This window comes from Nocardioides marmoriginsengisoli, from assembly GCF_003725695.1.
GTDB classification, from domain to species: domain Bacteria; phylum Actinomycetota; class Actinomycetes; order Propionibacteriales; family Nocardioidaceae; genus Marmoricola; species Marmoricola marmoriginsengisoli.
This window is the reverse complement of sequence record NZ_RJSE01000006.1, coordinates 90,147-104,651: the sequence shown is the minus strand read 5'-3', so window position 1 is coordinate 104,651 and position 14,505 is coordinate 90,147. Positions and strand designations below refer to the sequence as shown.

Genomic DNA, 14,505 nt, shown 5'->3' with positions numbered 1-14,505 from the left:
CCAGGCGTGATCTAGGTTACGTGCAAGCCCTAGCCGTCGGACCAGAAGCGAGAGCCCCTATGTCACGCGTCGCCCCAGACATGTCGTTCATCGAGAACCGGCCGCAGAACATGGCGTTGCAGTTCCGCGAGCGGGTGGCGAAGAGCCCCGCGCTGGAGGCGTTCCGCTACCCGGCCGCCGACGGCCAGCCGTGGACCTCGCTCACCTGGAAGCAGGCGGGGGACCGGGTCGAGAAGCTCGCCGCGGGCCTGCTCGCCCTCGGCATCGAGTCCGAGCAGCGGGTCGGCATCGCCGCCGGCACCCGGGTCGAGTGGATCGAGGCGGACCTGGCGATCCTGTCCGCCGGTGCGGCGACCACCACCGTCTACCCCTCGACGATGGCCGCCGACGTGGCCTACATCCTGGCCGACTCGGCGTCCCGGATCGTCTTCGCCGAGGACGACGAGCAGGTGCAGAAGCTGCGCGACCACCGTGCCGACCTGCCCGAGCTGTTCAAGGTGGTCGTCTTCGACGGCACCACCGACGGCGACTGGGTGATCGGGCTCGACGACCTCGCCGCGCTCGGCGAGCAGCACCTGGCCACGACTCCGGACGCGGTCGACACCTCGGTCGCGGCGATCACGGGCAACCAGCTCGCCACCTTGATCTACACCTCCGGGACCACCGGCAAGCCCAAGGGCGTCCGGCTGACCCACTCCTCGTGGACCTACGAGGGCGCAGTCATCCAGTCGCAGAAGATCCTCGACGAGTCCGACCTGCAGTTCCTGTGGCTGCCGATGGCGCACTCGTTCGGCAAGGTGCTGCTCTCCGCGCAGCTGGCCTGCGGCTTCGCGACCGCGGTCGACGGCCGGGTCGACCGGATCATCGACAACCTCGCGATCGTCCAGCCGACCTTCATGGGCGCGGCACCGCGGATCTTCGAGAAGGCCTACGCTCGGATCATCACCATGCAGGAGGCCGAGGGCGGCGCCAAGGAGAAGATCTTCAACGCCGCGTTCGAGGTCGGCCGGAAGGTCGACGCCCTGAAGCTCGCCGGCAAGCCGGTGCCGTTCACCCTCAAGCTCCAGCACGGCCTCTTCGACAAGCTGGTGTTCTCCAAGATCCGCGCCCGCTTCGGCGGCCGGGTCCGGTTCTTCATCTCCGGCTCCGCCGCGCTGAACCGGGAGATCGCGGAGTGGTTCCACGCCGCCGGGATCCTGATCCTGGAGGGTTACGGGCTGACCGAGACGGCTGCCGGTGCGTTCGTGAACCACCCGGACGACTACAAGATCGGCACCGTGGGTCCGGTCTTCCCCGGCGGGCAGGTGCGGCTCGGGGAGGGCGACGAGATCCAGATCAAGGGCCCGAACATCATGGACGGGTACCACAACCTGCCCGAGGAGACCGCGAAGACGCTGACCGAGGACGGCTGGCTGCACACCGGTGACAAGGGCTCCCTGGACGCCGACGGGTTCCTGACGATCACCGGCCGGATCAAGGAGCTCTTCAAGACCTCCGGAGGCAAGTACGTCGCCCCGCCGGCGATCGAGGCCAAGTTCAAGGCGATCTGCCCGTACGCCAGCCAGTTCATGGTCTTCGGCAACGAGCGCAACTACGTGATCGCGCTGGTGACGCTCGACCCGGATGCGATGGCGGGGTGGGCCGCGGAGAACGGGAAGGCCGGCGCCTCCTACACCGACGTGGTCTCCTCGCCCGAGGTCAGGGCGATGATCGCCGAGTACGTCGAGCAGCTCAACGCCCAGCTGAACCGCTGGGAGTCGGTGAAGAAGTTCGAGATCCTCGACCACGACCTGACCATCGAGTCCGGCGAGCTGACCCCGTCGATGAAGGTCAAGCGCAACGTCGTCGAGGTCAACAACAAGGACCGGATCGACGCGCTCTACGCCTAGGAGCGAGGCCGAGCCTAGCGACCCGGACGTCGAGCTTGTCGAGACGCGGTGACGCGCAGGAACCGCACAACCGACCCACAGGAACCTCACAAGGTTGCTCGGCATGCTCGTCCCATGAACGAAGAACTCGAGGACCACGACCGCGGCCTCTCCCACGACCTGCCCCGACTGATCGAGCAGGGGATGGAGCGGCGCCGCCTGTTCGGGATCCTCGGTGGCGTCGCGGCGGCCGGCACCCTGGCGGCCTGCGGGGCGTCGGACGACTCGCCGAGCGCGGCGGGGCCGAGCAACCCCGGCGGTGGTCCGGCCGCGTCCGGAGCCAGCACCGCCGCCGGTGAGATCCCCGAGGAGACGGCCGGGCCGTACCCGGGAGACGGCTCCAACGGCGTCAACGTGCTCAACCAGAGCGGGGTCGTCCGCTCCGACCTGCGGCCCAGCTTCGGCGGCGCTACCGGGGTCGCCGAGGGCATCCCGCTCACGCTGCGGTTCAAGGTCTACGACCTGACCGGCGACACGTCCGAGGTCCTGGCCGGAGCAGCGGTCTACGCCTGGCACTGCGACCGCGACGGTGAGTACTCGATGTACTCCGCGAGCATCGTCGACGAGAACTACCTGCGCGGCGTCCAGGAGACCGACGCGGACGGAGGGGTCGAGTTCACCTCGATCTTCCCCGGGGCGTACGACGGCCGCTGGCCGCACGTGCACTTCGAGGTCTACCCGACGCTGGCGGACGCGACCGCGGCGACCAACAAGCTGCGCACCTCCCAGCTGGCATTCCCGAAGGACGTCTGCGAGCAGGTCTACGCCACCTCCGGTTACGAGGCGAGCGTGGCGAACCTGTCCCGGACCAGTCTGGAGACCGACAACGTCTTCTCCGACGGGTACTCGCTGCAGCTGGCGAAGGTGAGCGGATCGGTCGCGGAGGGCTACACCGCGACGCTGAACGTCCCCGTCTGAGGACCACCCTCGACCCGTGCTCCTCGACCACTCGGCCTCGAGCAAGCTCGGGCGCTCGATAGCCTCGACCCGTGCCCTCGACCCTTCCTGACGGAGATCCCGCCCCGAGCGACGGATCCCTCCCGGCAGCCGCCCTGGCCGAGCTGCCGGACGTCCCGCTCGGGGCCTACCTGCACGTGCCGTACTGCTCGGTGCGCTGCGGCTACTGCGACTTCAACACCTACACCGCGACCGAGCTGGGCGGCGGTGCCTCCCAGGCGACCTATGCGTCGTCGGCGATCGCCGAGGTGGACCTGCTCGCGCGGGTGCTCCCCGGAGCCCCCGAGGTGTCGACCGTCTTCTTCGGGGGCGGCACGCCGACGCTGCTGCCGAGCGCCGACCTGGTGGCGATGCTGGCCGCCGTCCGGGATCGCTTCGGCCTGGCGGCCGACGCCGAGGTGACTACCGAGGCCAACCCGGACAGCGTGACTCCCGAGTCGCTCGCCGAGCTCCGCGCCGGCGGCTTCACCCGGATCTCCTTCGGGATGCAGTCCGCGGTGCCGTCGGTGCTCGCGGTCCTGGACCGGACCCACGACCCGGACCGGGTGCCGCAGGCGGTCGCCTGGGCCCGGGAGGCGGGCTTCGAGCAGGTCAGCCTGGACCTGATCTACGGCACGCCGGGGGAGACCCTGGCCGACTGGCAGCGGTCGGTCGAAGCAGCGCTGGCCTGCTCGCCGGACCACGTCTCGGCGTACTCGCTGATCGTCGAGGACGGCACCGCGCTGGCCCGGCAGGTCCGGTCCGGGGTGCTGCCGATGCCCGACGAGGACGACCTGGCCGACAAGTACGAGCTCGTCGACGACCTGCTCGGCGCGGCCGGACTCGGCTGGTACGAGGTCTCCAACTGGGCGCGCGACGACGAGTCCCGGTGCCGCCACAACGAGCTGTACTGGCGCTCGCAGCACTGGCTCGGCATCGGTCCCGGCGCGCACGCGCACGTGGGCGGGGTCCGCTGGTGGAACGCCAAGCACCCGACCGCGTACGCCGCCCGGCTGGCCGCGGGGGAGTCCCCGACCCTGGCCCGCGAGGTGCTCGACGCCGAGACCCGGCGCGTCGAACGGGTGCTGCTGGAGGTCCGGCTGCGCGAGGGCCTGCCGCTCGACCTGGTCCCTGCTGCTGCTGTCGCTCCGGTGGTCGCCGACGGGCTCGCGGACGTCGTCGGAGACCGGCTGGTGCTCACCCGCCGCGGCCGGCTGCTCGCCGACGCAGTGGTGCGCGACCTGCTCGACGAGGGCGACTGAATCAGGAGGACGTCAGGCAGAAGGGGTGGCCGGCAGGATCCAGGAGCACCCGCCAGCGTCCGTCGCCCGGCTGATGGTCCGGTCGGGTCGCGCCGAGCTCCAACGCCAGAGCCTCTGTCGCGGTGAGGTCGTCGGACCGGAAGTCCAGGTGGAGCTGTTGGGGCACGTCCTGGCCGGGCCACTCCGGAGCCCGATACCCGTCAACCCGCTGGAATCCCAGATCGCAGCCGGCGTCGTTCGTCAGAGCGACGAACCCGGCCGAGCTGAAGAGCTCGCGCATCCCGGTCAGGGCGCCGTAGAAGCCCGCCAGCGCCTGCGGGTCGGCACAGTCCAGGGTGACCCCTCGTAGCTCGGCGCCTGGCACTCGTCGCTCCTTCACGGTTCGTCGTACGTGTCGTCAGCCGCACCGTACTCGCCGTCTCCGCGACTTCAGACGTGGTTTTCGTCCTCGACGACTAGCCGGTCACGAAGTCGATCAGCTCCTCGACACGGCCCAGCAGCGACGGCTCCAGGTCGGCGTACGAGTTCACCTTCGAGAGGATGTGCTTCCAGGCGCGGGCGATGTCGGTCTGGTCCCGGTGCGGCCAGCCGAACTGCTGGCAGACGCCCTTCTTCCACTCGATGTTCCGCGGGATCGTCGGCCAGGCCTCCTTGCCGAGGCGCTCGGGCTTCACCGCTGCCCAGACGTCGATGTAGGGGTGGCCGACGATCAGCACGTGCTTGCCGATCGGCGACTTCGCCACCGACTGCGCGATCCGGCTCTCCTTGGAGCCGTGCACCAGGTGGTCGACCAGCACGCCGACACGTCGCTCCGGCCCGGGCCCGAAGTCGCGCAGGTGCGCGGAGAGGTCGTCGATGCCTTCGAGGTACTCCACGACCACGCCCTCGATCCGCAGGTCCGCGCCCCAGACCTTCTCGACCAGCTCGGCGTCGTGGCGGCCCTCGACGAAGATCCGGCTCGCCCGCGCCACCCGGGCCTTGGCGCCGGCGACCGCGATCGAACCCGATGCCGTCCGGCTCGGCGCGACCGGACCCTTCTTCACCGGCGCGACCAGGATCACCGGGACGCCGTCGGCCAGGAACCCCGGCCCCAGCGGGAAGGTACGGCGCTTGTTGCGGCGGTCCTCCAGGATCAGGGTGCCGAGGTCGCGCTCGACCTTGACGATCTCGCCACAGAAGTCGGTCTGGACCTCTTCGACGACCAGCCCCAGCTCGGCGACCAGCTCGACCGAGCGGCCCTTCTTCGGCGCGCGCCAGTCGGTGTTCAGGACGTCGGAGCCATAACGATCGAAGGTCACCGGGTAACGCTAGGCACTGCGCCCGGCCGAGCGTCGAAGGCTCGCCTACGCTCGACCGCATGACACGGAAATCTTGGGTCGTGCTGGCCACCGTCCTGATCGTCGGCCTCTCCGGGCTGATGACCGCTGCCGGTGCGGCGGAGCCGGTGCCGCCGGTCAACCAGTCGCTCCCGACGATCAGCGGGACGGCGAAGGTCGGCCAGGCCCTGGCTGCGGCGCCCGGTTCCTGGCTCCCGGCCGCCGAGTCCTACGCCTACTCCTGGTGGCGCGACGGTACGGCGATCGCCGGTGCAGCCGGGTCGTCGTACCGGCTGGTGGAGGGGGACCTCGCCCGGCGGATCTCGGTCCGGGTGGTGGCGACCGGCACCGACGGCGGTGTCAGCGCGCCGGCGACCTCGCTCCCGACCGCCGCCGTCCAGGCCGGCGTGCTCGTGGCCAAGGCAGCACCGACGATCTCCGGTGTCCGGCGCTGGGGCCGCACCTTGACGGCTGCTCCCGGCACCTGGAGCCCGAGACCGACGGCGCTGGCGTACCGGTGGCTGCGCGACGGCCGGCCGATCAAGGGAGCGGTGCACCCGACGTACCGGCTCGTCGTCGCCGACTTCGGCGCCCGGATCAAGGTGCGGGTGGTCGCCCGGCGGGCGGCGTACGCGAACGGGACGGCGACCTCGCCCGCGACCGGGTTGATCGACCACCGGGTCGGGGTGAAGCGGCGCTACACCTACAGCATCGCCACCCGCGGGCGGATCACCGCGAACCTGGAGACGTTCACCCGGCTGGCCGCCGCGTCGTACGCCGACCCGCGCGGCTGGCGTTCGGCCGGCTACCAGTTCCGGCAGGTGGCACGCGGCGGTGACTTCACCCTGGTGCTGAGCAGCGCTGCGAAGGTGCCGAGCTTCGGCGCCCCGTGCAGCAGCACCTGGAGCTGCCGGGTCGGCCGCTACGTGATCATCAACCAGACCCGCTGGCAGCATGCGTCGCCGGCCTGGAACGCCGCCGGCCGGCCACTGCGGGACTACCGGCACATGGTGCTCAACCACGAGACGGGGCACTGGCTCGGCCACTGGCACAGCAGCTGCCCGGGGAAGGGCCGCCTCGCCCCGATCATGATGCAGCAGTCCAAGGGTCTCAACGGCTGCCGCTTCAACCCGTTCCCCCTCCCGTCGGAGCGCTGGACCTCTCGTTGAGGAGGACTGGCAACAAGGGCCCAGTCGAACGACACAACGGGCCCACTCAACGTCGCTTGGAATATCTTCTTGCATCGTGAGTGTTCACGATATATCGTAAACGTATCGAGAAGAACGGCGCAGACAAGAACCGCCGCCTCGATCAGATGCAAGGAGAAAGCACATGCGTACCAACAACAACCAGTTCGACAGCAATGCCTGGGGTGCCGGCTACGGCGGGTCCCCGTTCGAAGGGGTACGGCGCCAGCGGCGCGGTCCCGACGGAGACCCGGAGGGCGGTCGCGAAGGCGGCCGGCGTCGCGGGCGCGGTCACGGACCGCACGGTCGCGGCGAGTGGGGCGGACGCCCCGGCGACCAGAGCTTCGGCCCGCCGCCGTGGGTCACCCAGATGTTCGGCCCGCAGTGGGGCGGAGGTCCCGGCGGTGGCCGGGGCGGTCGCCGCACCCGGGTCCGCCGGGGTGACGTCCGGCCGGCGATCCTCGACGTCCTCGGCGCGGCCGGGGAGCCGCTGAACGGCTACCAGGTCATCCAGCAGATCGCGGAGCGCACCCAGGGCGTCTGGAAGCCCAGCCCCGGGTCGGTCTACCCGACGATCGCCCAGCTCGTCGACGAAGGATTCGTCGAGGACGCTCCCGCGGGTCGGAAGACCCTGCAGCTCACCGACGCCGGCCGGAGCTACCTGGCCGACAACGCCGACCAGGTCGCCGCGGTCTGGAGCCCGTTCGACGAGGACGGTTCCGAGGAGGGTCACGCCGACCTCCGCCAGGTGATCAAGCAGACCGTGGGTGCGATCGTCCAGGTCGCGTCCGCCGGTACGCCGGCCCAGCAGGCGAAGGCCGTCGAGATCCTCGCCGACACCCGCCGCAAGCTGTACGGCCTCCTCGCCGAGGGGCCGGAATCCGCCGAGGAGGAGTAACGATGTACGGGAACGACGACCTCCGGGTCAGTGATCGCGACCGCAAGCGAGCGCTCGCCAGCCTGAACCGGCAGCACGCTCGCGGGCGGATCGATGCCGACGAGCTCGACGAGCGCAGGGACGCCGCCGCGACGGCGCGCACCTGGGGCGATCTCGCCCCGGTGTTCGCCGACCTCCGGCCCGGCTACCTCGGGCCCGGGGATCCCGGCTACGGCCGGGCCTGGCGCCGGGGGCCGTTCCCGTTCCCGTTCCCGCTGCTGCCCCTGCTGGTGCTCGCGATCATCCTCGCGGCCACCGGGCACGTGCCGTGGATCCCGCTGCTCGTCGTCGGCGTCCTGCTGCTGGCCTTCGCCCCGTGGCGTCGCCGGCGCTGGCACGGCCGGGCCCACTGGGCCTGCTGAGCAGGCGGCCGACCAGCCGATGGCCTCAGATCAACGGCAGCTGGCGCCGTACGGCGGGAAGCTGCTCGTAGCCCCGGCGTACGGCGTCAGCCATCTCCTCCCGCGGGTACGGCCAGTCGCCGACCTCGATCGCCTGCTCCACCGGGACCCCGCGACCCGCGAGGTCGCGGATGGTCTCGGCGACGACTCCGATCGCTGAGCGCTGCTCGTGGACGAAGTCCTGGTCGACCACGGCACCGTGGCCCGGGACGATCCGGGTGCCGGTGCCGGTCAGGCTGAGCACCAGGTCCAGGCTCGACGGCCAGTCCATCGGGTAGCAGTCGGCGCCGTAGCCGGGCACCCCTGCGCGGGCGACCGACTCCTCGACCAGGTCGCCGGCGAAGACCACGTCCGCATCCGGGACCTTGACGATCAGGTCGCCGGCAGTGTGGCCGCGGCCCGGGTGGATCAGCTCGACGGCCCGGTCCCCGAGGTCGAGGGCGAGCGCTGAGGAGAAGGTCCTGGTCGGCACCGCGATCTCGCCGACCAGCAGGTCCTGCTCGTCGGCGTTGCCGGCTGCCTCGGCGCGGATCTCGGCCGCGTGTGCCGGCAGTGCTGCCGCGGCGTCCTCGTGGGCGACCAGCTCGGCACCGGCTGCGGCCAGGGCCGCGTTGCCGAAGGTGTGGTCGAAGTGCACGTGCGTGTTCACCGCCGCCAGGATCGGCGCCGCCGAGATCCGGCGTACCGCCGCGACCACCTCTGCGCCCAGCGCCGCCGAGGCGTTCGTGTCGACGACCACCAGGCCCTCGGAGCCGCCGATCAGCCCGACGTTGACGTCGAACCAGGGGTACCGCGCCACCCAGATCCGGTCGGCGATCTCGGTGAAGTCGGTCATCCGGACACCCTAGTAGACTTGGCACTCGCACGACTGGAGTGCCAAGCCGCCGCCCGAGAGGAGCCGAGATGATCGAGGACCGCAAGCTCGCCGTCCTGCGCGCCATCGTCGAGGACTACGTGGCCACCCAGGAGCCGGTCGGCAGCAAGACCCTGGTCGAGCGGCACCGGCTCGGCGTCTCGCCTGCGACCGTCCGCAACGACATGGCCGCCCTGGAGGACGAGGGCCTGATCGCGCAGCCGCACACCAGCGCCGGCCGGATCCCGACCGACAAGGGCTACCGGTTCTTCGTCGACCGGCTGACCACGGTGAAGGCGATGTCCGCGGCCGAGAAGCGCGCGATCGCCGGCTTCCTCGAAGGAGCCCACGACCTCGACGACGTCGTCCAGCGCAGCGTCCGGCTGCTCGCGCAGCTGACTCAGCAGGTAGCGATCGTGCAGTACCCGACGCTGGCGAAGTCGACGGTCCGACACGTCGAGCTGGTCGCCTTGAGCACCCACCGCCTGCTCGCGGTGCTGATCCTCTCCACGGGTCGGGTCGAGCAGCGGGTGATCGAGGTGCCGGTCGAGCTCACCGACGACCTGCTCGGCGACCTGCGGCTCCGGGTCAACGCGGCGGCCGCCGGCGAGCGGATCTCCGAGGCCGCCACGGCCCTGGGCGCCCTTCCCGAGCAGGTCGGCCACGACGTCACCCCCACCTTCACCGTGGTCGTCGCGGCCGTCGTCGAGGCGATGTCGAACCACCGCTCCGACGAGCGCGTCGTGGTCGGCGGCACCGCCAACCTGGCCCGGTTCGGCGACAACTTCGACCAGACCGTCAAGCCCATCCTGGAGGCGCTCGAGGAGCACGTCGTGCTGCTCAAGCTGCTGGGGGAGACGTCGTCGGACCTCGTCACCGTCCGGATCGGTGCCGAGGGCCCGATCGACCAGCTCTCCGCCACCTCCGTGGTCGCGACCGGGTACGGCGCCAGCGACGACGCGCTCTCCGCGCTCGGTGTCGTCGGGCCGACCCGGATGGACTACCCAGGCTCCATGGCCGCCGTCCGCGCGGTCGCCCGCTACGTCTCCACGATCCTCGACGAATCCTGAAAGAAATCACGTGCCCCAGGACCCTTACGCAACGCTCGGTGTAGACCGGGACGCTGACGCCGACGCCTTGAAGAAGGCGTACCGGAAGCTCGCCCGGCAGTACCACCCGGACGTCAACTCCGACCCGGGCGCGCAGGAGAAGTTCAAGGAGGTCTCGGCCGCCTACGAGATCCTCTCCGACCCCGAGAAGCGCCGGGTCTACGACCTCGGCGGCGACCCGTTCGGTCAGGCCGGCGGCTTCGGCCAGGGCCAGGGATTCTCCTTCACCGACATCATGGACGCCTTCTTCGGTGGCCAGCAGGGCGGCGCGTCCCGCGGCCCGCGCTCGCGTCAGCGTCGCGGCCAGGACGCCCTGGTCCGCCTCGACCTCGAGCTGGCGGAGGCGGCGTTCGGTGCCACCCGGGAGCTGAAGGTCGACACCGCCGTCCTCTGCACGACCTGCCTCGGCTCGGGGGCCGCCGAGGGTTCGCACCCGGTGACCTGCGAGACCTGCCACGGCCGCGGCGAGGTGCAGCACGTGCAGCGCTCGTTCCTCGGCGAGATCCGGACCCTGCGACCGTGCGCGGCCTGCCGCGGCTACGGCGAGATCATCCCGGACCCGTGCCGTGACTGCGCCGGCGACGGGCGGCTGCGGTCGCGCCGGGCGATCACCGTGAAGATCCCGCCGGGCGTGGACACCGGCACCCGGGTCCAGCTCTCCGGCGAGGGCGAGGTCGGCCCGGGCGGCGGACCCGCCGGCGACCTGTACGTCGAGATCCAGGTCTCCCCGCACCGCACCTTCACCCGCGAAGGCCTCAACCTGCACTGCCGGATCGCGATCCCGATGACCGCCGGAGCGCTGGGCACCTCGATCGAGCTCCCGCTCCTCGAGGGCGACCTGGAGACCGAGGAGATCGAGGTCGAGCGGTCGGTGACCATCGACGTCAAGCCCGGCACCCAGTCCGGGACCGAGCACGTGCTGCGCGGCCGCGGCGTGCCGAGCCTGCGCAGCCAGGCCCGCGGCGACGTGGTCGTGACCATCGAGGTGGAGACGCCCAGCAAGCTCGACGATCGCCAGGAGGCGCTGCTCCGCGAGCTCGCCGCCCTGCGTGACGAGGAGTCGCCGGACGGCCGGGTGCAGCCTGCGCACAAGGGACTCTTCGGCCGGGTGCGGGACGCCTTCAAGCAATGACCCTTCCGGTCTTCCTCGCCGATGCCGTGGCCGGTGCCCGCCCGGGTGACCGGGTGACCCTGGACGGCGACGAGGGCCGCCACGCGGCGACGGTGAAGCGGATCCGGGTCGGCGAGCAGCTCGCGCTGACCGACGGCGCCGGCACCACGGCCGTCGGCAACGTGGTCGAGACCGCGAAGGCGAGCCTGGTCGTCGAGGTCGTGGAGACCGCTTTCGCCGAGCGGGCGACCCCGCTGGTCACCGTGGTCCAGGCGATCCCGAAGGGGGACCGCGGCGAGCTCGCGGTCGAGGTCCTCACCGAGATCGACGTCGACCGGATCGTGCCCTGGGCCGCGACCCGCTCGGTAGCCGTCTGGCGCGGGGACCGGGCCGCCAAGGGTCTCGCCAAGTGGCAGGCCACCGCACGCACGGCGGCCAAGCAGGCGCGGCGGTCCTGGCTCCCGGAGATCACCCCCGTCGCCTCCACCCAGGACGTGGTCGACCTGATCGCCGAGGCCGACCTGGCCGTGGTGCTGCACGAGGATGCCGACCTCCCGCTTGCCGACCTGTCGCTCGACGGGGTCGGCTCGATCCTGGTGGTCGTCGGCCCCGAGGGCGGGATCAGCGCCGACGAGCTGGTCGCCTTCTCGGCTGCCCGCGCGGTCCGGCTGGGCAGCTCGGTGCTGCGGACCTCGACCGCCGGCGTCGCCGCGGTCGCAGCGCTGCTGGCCCGCACCGAGCGCTGGCGCTAGCCGGCCCGCACTCAGCCCGGGATCGCGAGGAGCTCCTCGACCCGGGCGACCTCGGCGTCGATCCCGCGCTGCTGCTGCTTCGTCGGGGTGCTGAACGGCTCGACCACGGCACGCCCGTCCTCGACCCTCCAGAGGCCGGCCAGCAACCCGTCGACGAACATCGCGGATGCGACGCCGCCGTTGACGCCCATCCAGCGTCGGCGGGCCTCGTCCGGAGCGATCCGGTCCCGGTCGGCGTGCGAGAGGAAGAGGTTGTCGTACTTGCCGAGCAGGGTCACCGGCAGGTCGAGGGACTCGTCGGCCAGCGGGGCGCCGGGGACGTCGTACAGGGTGCGGCCGTGGTCGTCGGTGTAGGTGACCAGCCGGTCCGCGCGCTGCAGCGCGGTGAGCACCGGTCCGAGCCGGGTGACCGTCGACCACTTCGTCATGTCCGCCGCGGTCGCCGGTCCGTACGCCGCCAGGTAGCGCAGCGCCAGCTCCTCGACGTCGGCCTCGACGAACGGCCGGCCCAGCTGGCGATCGGTGAACGCGTAGACGACTCCGCCACTGCGCTTCCACTGCCCGCGCGGAGGTGCCTGGAGCAGCGGCAGCCGTTCGCGGACGACGTGCTTCAGCGACGCCTCCGGCACGTCCGGGAAGGCCTCCGCCAGCCGTGCGCCGATCGCCGCCAGCGGGCGCGGGACGTCCAGGAAGGCGCGGAGCACGTCCTCCAGCTCCGTCGTGCCCAGGTGTTCGGCCGGACGGCTGGTCGGGTTGGTGGCACCCTGCCGGTCGAGCGCCGGCTGCACCCAGCCGCGCAGCTGGAGCGCGTCGTCCGGGGTCAGCACGTGCACGGTGCCGCGCATGGTCAGCAGCCGGACGAGCTCACCGGCCCCGAGGCGGTCGGAGAGGTCGGCGGGGGCGAACCCGTCGATCCGCGCCGCCAGCGACAGGTACGGTGGCAGGTTGTCCTGGGCCTGCAACCCGAGCAGGTGCTCGACCATCGACGGGACCGTCCGGACGGAACGCTGACCGGGCACCAGCTGCTGGCGTAGCCAGAGGGTCCCGGTCAGCGTCCGTAGCGAGAGCGTCGTCACGCTCCCATCATGGCGTCACTGGACGACAATTTCCTTGCTGTCCTGGTTGACCGCCAGGCCCTCGCCGGACTCGTCGGTGTCGTGGACGAGCAGGGTGTAGGTCCCCGGTTCGAGGTCCTTGAGCTCGAAGCTGTACGGCGCCAGCACGCAGCACTCGGCCGCGGTCGCGAACCCGCTCTGGACGACGGCGTCACCGCCGACGTACAGGGCCCAGCCCACGTTCGCCTCGAACGCCGCCGCGACGCCCTTGACGGTCAGGGTCCCCGGCGGCACCGTCTGGCCGTCGGTCAGGTTGGTGATCTGCACGGGCGCCCGGGTGGCGAGGTCGTCGTCGCCCTGCCCGAAGTAGGTGATCCCGAGGGTGTCCTCGCCGAGGACGGTCTCGCCGTTGCCGACGGCGTTCTCGAACCGGACGCCCGTGTCCGGCTCGCCGGCCGCGACCGCGACGGTGCGGACGAGGGCGTTGATCGCAAGCATCTGGTCGCGGTCGGACATCGAGGCGGGCCGCTCCTGGAACGGACCGGAGAGCCGGACGACGATCGCACGGTCCTCGCCGGTGCCGCTGGCCTCGGCACTGGTGACGCTGACGCCGGCCGGCCACAACGACGCGTAGTCGGCGTCGTCGGGGGTGCCGCTGATCGCGAGGTTCGCGGCGGCGACCGGGTCCGCCTTGCCGGCCTCGAGCGCGGGAACCTCGTGCTTCTCGACGAACAGCGAGTGGTTCTCGGGGCCGCCGGCCTTGGCGCCCGCGGTCACGCCGGCGTACAGGATCTCGGTGCTGACCGGGTCGGGGGTCACCGCCGGCCCGGACTTCGAGCCCTCGTCGAGGGCGAGGTAGAACGCCCCGCCGACGACCAGGGCCATCACCGCGGCGGCGGCCATCGCCGGGAGGAACCAGCGTCGTGCCATCGGGTCCACCTTCCTCGTCCGGGAGCGGATCTCCTCGTAGCTGCCTTCCGGGCGGATGCCGGCGGCGGTCTCGTGGAACAACTGACGGAGGTCGTCGTTCGTGGGGTCGGTCATGACAGCTCCTGGGAGAGGGTCTGGCGCAGCGATGCGGCGCCGCGGGAGGCGTGGCTCTTGACGGCGCCCTGGCTGATGCCGAGCGTGGTCGCGATCTCGCGCTCGGACTGGTCGAGGTAGTACCGCAGCACGAGGACCTCGCGCTGCCGGGTCGGTAGGTCGGCGAGGGCGTTCAGCACCTCGCCGCGGCGCTCGGCGGCGATCACCGGAGCGTCGGCCGGGGCGACGTCGGGGGCCGGCTCGGGACGGTTCCGGGCGACCACCGAACGGTGCCGGAGCGCGCTCCGGGACCGGTTGACGACCGTCCGGGCCAGGTACGCCGGCGCCGAGCCCTGATCGATCCGGCGCCACCGCTGGTGGACGGCGACGAACGAGTCCTGGACGACGTCCTCGGCCAGGGCCTGGTCGCGGAGGAGGAGGACGGCGAGCCTGACCAGCCGGGCGTAGTGCCCGGCGTACAGGTCCTCGAGGGCGGCGTCTGCGTCGATGACCGACTCCTCTGCGCTGATGACTGCGATTGAGTTCACGCTACTTCTACGCGCCGGGCGGTCAGGTGGTTTACCTGCGGCGCGCCCGAACCGCGAGAAGTTCCGATTCGTCCACCTATGCTCGAC

15 protein-coding genes are annotated in these 14,505 nt (G+C 71.5%); 9 read left to right on the top strand and 6 right to left on the bottom strand.

Annotation, left to right across the window (positions count from 1 at the left end):
• Positions 1 to 80 precede the first annotated feature (80 nt).
• The 3 genes from EFK50_RS08320 to hemW all read left to right on the top strand — a co-directional run bounded on the left by EFK50_RS08320 (position 81) and on the right by hemW (position 4,126).
• On the top strand, positions 81 to 1,889 hold the full coding sequence (locus EFK50_RS08320) for an AMP-dependent synthetase/ligase (RefSeq protein ID WP_246004095.1): 1,809 nt from the start codon (positions 81 to 83) through the stop codon (positions 1,887 to 1,889).
• A gap of 114 nt (positions 1,890 to 2,003) precedes the next feature.
• The gene (locus EFK50_RS08315) at positions 2,004 to 2,846 is read left to right on the top strand and encodes an intradiol ring-cleavage dioxygenase (protein ID WP_123227114.1); all 843 of its coding nucleotides are present in this window, start codon (positions 2,004 to 2,006) and stop codon (positions 2,844 to 2,846) included.
• Positions 2,847 to 2,917: 71 nt separating this feature from the next.
• Complete coding sequence (gene hemW, locus EFK50_RS08310; protein ID WP_123227113.1) at positions 2,918 to 4,126, top strand: radical SAM family heme chaperone HemW; 1,209 nt, start codon at positions 2,918 to 2,920, stop codon at positions 4,124 to 4,126.
• 1 nt (position 4,127) lies between these two features.
• On the opposite strand, the gene EFK50_RS08305 is transcribed toward hemW, so the two are convergent.
• Together EFK50_RS08305 and EFK50_RS08300 are read right to left on the bottom strand one after the other, a co-directional pair.
• Positions 4,128 to 4,490: a VOC family protein gene (locus tag EFK50_RS08305; protein WP_123227112.1), complete on the bottom strand. Its 363-nt coding sequence runs from the start codon at positions 4,488 to 4,490 to the stop codon at positions 4,128 to 4,130.
• A gap of 91 nt (positions 4,491 to 4,581) precedes the next feature.
• Entirely contained in the window at positions 4,582 to 5,424 is an 843-nt protein-coding gene (locus EFK50_RS08300; RefSeq protein ID WP_123227111.1) for a DUF3097 domain-containing protein, read from the bottom strand.
• A gap of 59 nt (positions 5,425 to 5,483) precedes the next feature.
• Here EFK50_RS08300 and EFK50_RS08295 point away from each other — a divergent pair, with 59 nt between their 5' ends.
• The 3 genes from EFK50_RS08295 (at position 5,484) to EFK50_RS08285 (ending at position 7,928) form a co-directional block, all read left to right on the top strand.
• Positions 5,484 to 6,611, top strand: a complete 1,128-nt coding sequence (locus EFK50_RS08295) for a DUF3152 domain-containing protein (protein ID WP_123227110.1) — start codon at positions 5,484 to 5,486, stop codon at positions 6,609 to 6,611.
• A gap of 163 nt (positions 6,612 to 6,774) precedes the next feature.
• Positions 6,775 to 7,527 carry a PadR family transcriptional regulator gene (locus EFK50_RS08290; protein ID WP_123227109.1) on the top strand — a complete coding sequence of 251 codons (753 nt, stop codon included), beginning with the start codon at positions 6,775 to 6,777 and terminating at the stop codon, positions 7,525 to 7,527.
• A 2-nt stretch (positions 7,528 to 7,529) separates the two neighbouring features.
• Positions 7,530 to 7,928, top strand: a complete 399-nt coding sequence (locus EFK50_RS08285; RefSeq protein ID WP_123227108.1) for a DUF1707 SHOCT-like domain-containing protein — start codon at positions 7,530 to 7,532, stop codon at positions 7,926 to 7,928.
• Positions 7,929 to 7,953: 25 nt separating this feature from the next.
• Here the strand turns inward: EFK50_RS08285 and EFK50_RS08280 are convergent, their stop codons facing one another.
• The gene (locus tag EFK50_RS08280) at positions 7,954 to 8,802 is read right to left on the bottom strand and encodes an MBL fold metallo-hydrolase (RefSeq protein WP_123227107.1); all 849 of its coding nucleotides are present in this window, start codon (positions 8,800 to 8,802) and stop codon (positions 7,954 to 7,956) included.
• Between the two features lie 68 nt (positions 8,803 to 8,870).
• Between EFK50_RS08280 and hrcA the strand changes: the two genes are divergently transcribed.
• Genes hrcA through EFK50_RS08265 form a run of 3 tightly spaced genes read left to right on the top strand, consistent with a single transcriptional unit; the run spans position 8,871 to position 11,792 of the window.
• On the top strand, positions 8,871 to 9,890 hold the full coding sequence (gene hrcA, locus EFK50_RS08275; protein WP_123227106.1) for a heat-inducible transcriptional repressor HrcA: 1,020 nt from the start codon (positions 8,871 to 8,873) through the stop codon (positions 9,888 to 9,890).
• A 10-nt stretch (positions 9,891 to 9,900) separates the two neighbouring features.
• Entirely contained in the window at positions 9,901 to 11,061 is a 1,161-nt protein-coding gene (gene dnaJ, locus EFK50_RS08270; RefSeq protein WP_123227105.1) for a molecular chaperone DnaJ, read from the top strand.
• Positions 11,058 to 11,792 (top strand): 16S rRNA (uracil(1498)-N(3))-methyltransferase, encoded by a 735-nt coding sequence (locus tag EFK50_RS08265; RefSeq protein ID WP_123227104.1) that lies wholly within the window; start codon positions 11,058 to 11,060, stop codon positions 11,790 to 11,792. The genes dnaJ and EFK50_RS08265 overlap by 4 nt, the downstream gene beginning before the upstream one ends.
• 11 nt (positions 11,793 to 11,803) lie before the next feature.
• Here EFK50_RS08265 and EFK50_RS08260 read toward each other — a convergent pair whose 3' ends face one another.
• The 3 genes from EFK50_RS08260 to EFK50_RS08250 are packed head-to-tail and all read right to left on the bottom strand — an operon-like array spanning position 11,804 to position 14,418.
• On the bottom strand, positions 11,804 to 12,868 hold the full coding sequence (locus EFK50_RS08260; RefSeq protein ID WP_123227103.1) for a winged helix DNA-binding domain-containing protein: 1,065 nt from the start codon (positions 12,866 to 12,868) through the stop codon (positions 11,804 to 11,806).
• A gap of 15 nt (positions 12,869 to 12,883) precedes the next feature.
• Positions 12,884 to 13,891, bottom strand: a complete 1,008-nt coding sequence (locus EFK50_RS08255; protein ID WP_123227102.1) for a Gmad2 immunoglobulin-like domain-containing protein — start codon at positions 13,889 to 13,891, stop codon at positions 12,884 to 12,886.
• A complete protein-coding gene (locus EFK50_RS08250) occupies positions 13,888 to 14,418 on the bottom strand; it encodes a SigE family RNA polymerase sigma factor (protein WP_246004094.1) in 531 nt (176 codons plus the stop codon). The genes EFK50_RS08255 and EFK50_RS08250 overlap by 4 nt, the downstream gene beginning before the upstream one ends.
• Between the last annotated feature and the right edge of the window lie 87 nt (positions 14,419 to 14,505).

What these genes read in the sequence shown, in the direction of transcription:
- EFK50_RS08315 (WP_123227114.1), top strand. Translation starts at nt 2,004, where the DNA reads ATGAACGAAGAACTCGAGGACCACGACCGCGGCCTCTCCCACGACCTG.
- hrcA (WP_123227106.1), top strand. Translation starts at nt 8,871, where the DNA reads ATGATCGAGGACCGCAAGCTCGCCGTCCTGCGCGCCATCGTCGAGGAC.
- EFK50_RS08255 (WP_123227102.1), bottom strand. Translation starts at nt 13,891, where the DNA reads ATGACCGACCCCACGAACGACGACCTCCGTCAGTTGTTCCACGAGACC.
- EFK50_RS08285 (WP_123227108.1), top strand. Translation starts at nt 7,530, where the DNA reads ATGTACGGGAACGACGACCTCCGGGTCAGTGATCGCGACCGCAAGCGA.
- EFK50_RS08265 (WP_123227104.1), top strand. Translation starts at nt 11,058, where the DNA reads ATGACCCTTCCGGTCTTCCTCGCCGATGCCGTGGCCGGTGCCCGCCCG.
- EFK50_RS08290 (WP_123227109.1), top strand. Translation starts at nt 6,775, where the DNA reads ATGCGTACCAACAACAACCAGTTCGACAGCAATGCCTGGGGTGCCGGC.
- EFK50_RS08295 (WP_123227110.1), top strand. Translation starts at nt 5,484, where the DNA reads ATGACACGGAAATCTTGGGTCGTGCTGGCCACCGTCCTGATCGTCGGC.
- EFK50_RS08320 (WP_246004095.1), top strand. Translation starts at nt 81, where the DNA reads ATGTCGTTCATCGAGAACCGGCCGCAGAACATGGCGTTGCAGTTCCGC.
- EFK50_RS08280 (WP_123227107.1), bottom strand. Translation starts at nt 8,802, where the DNA reads ATGACCGACTTCACCGAGATCGCCGACCGGATCTGGGTGGCGCGGTAC.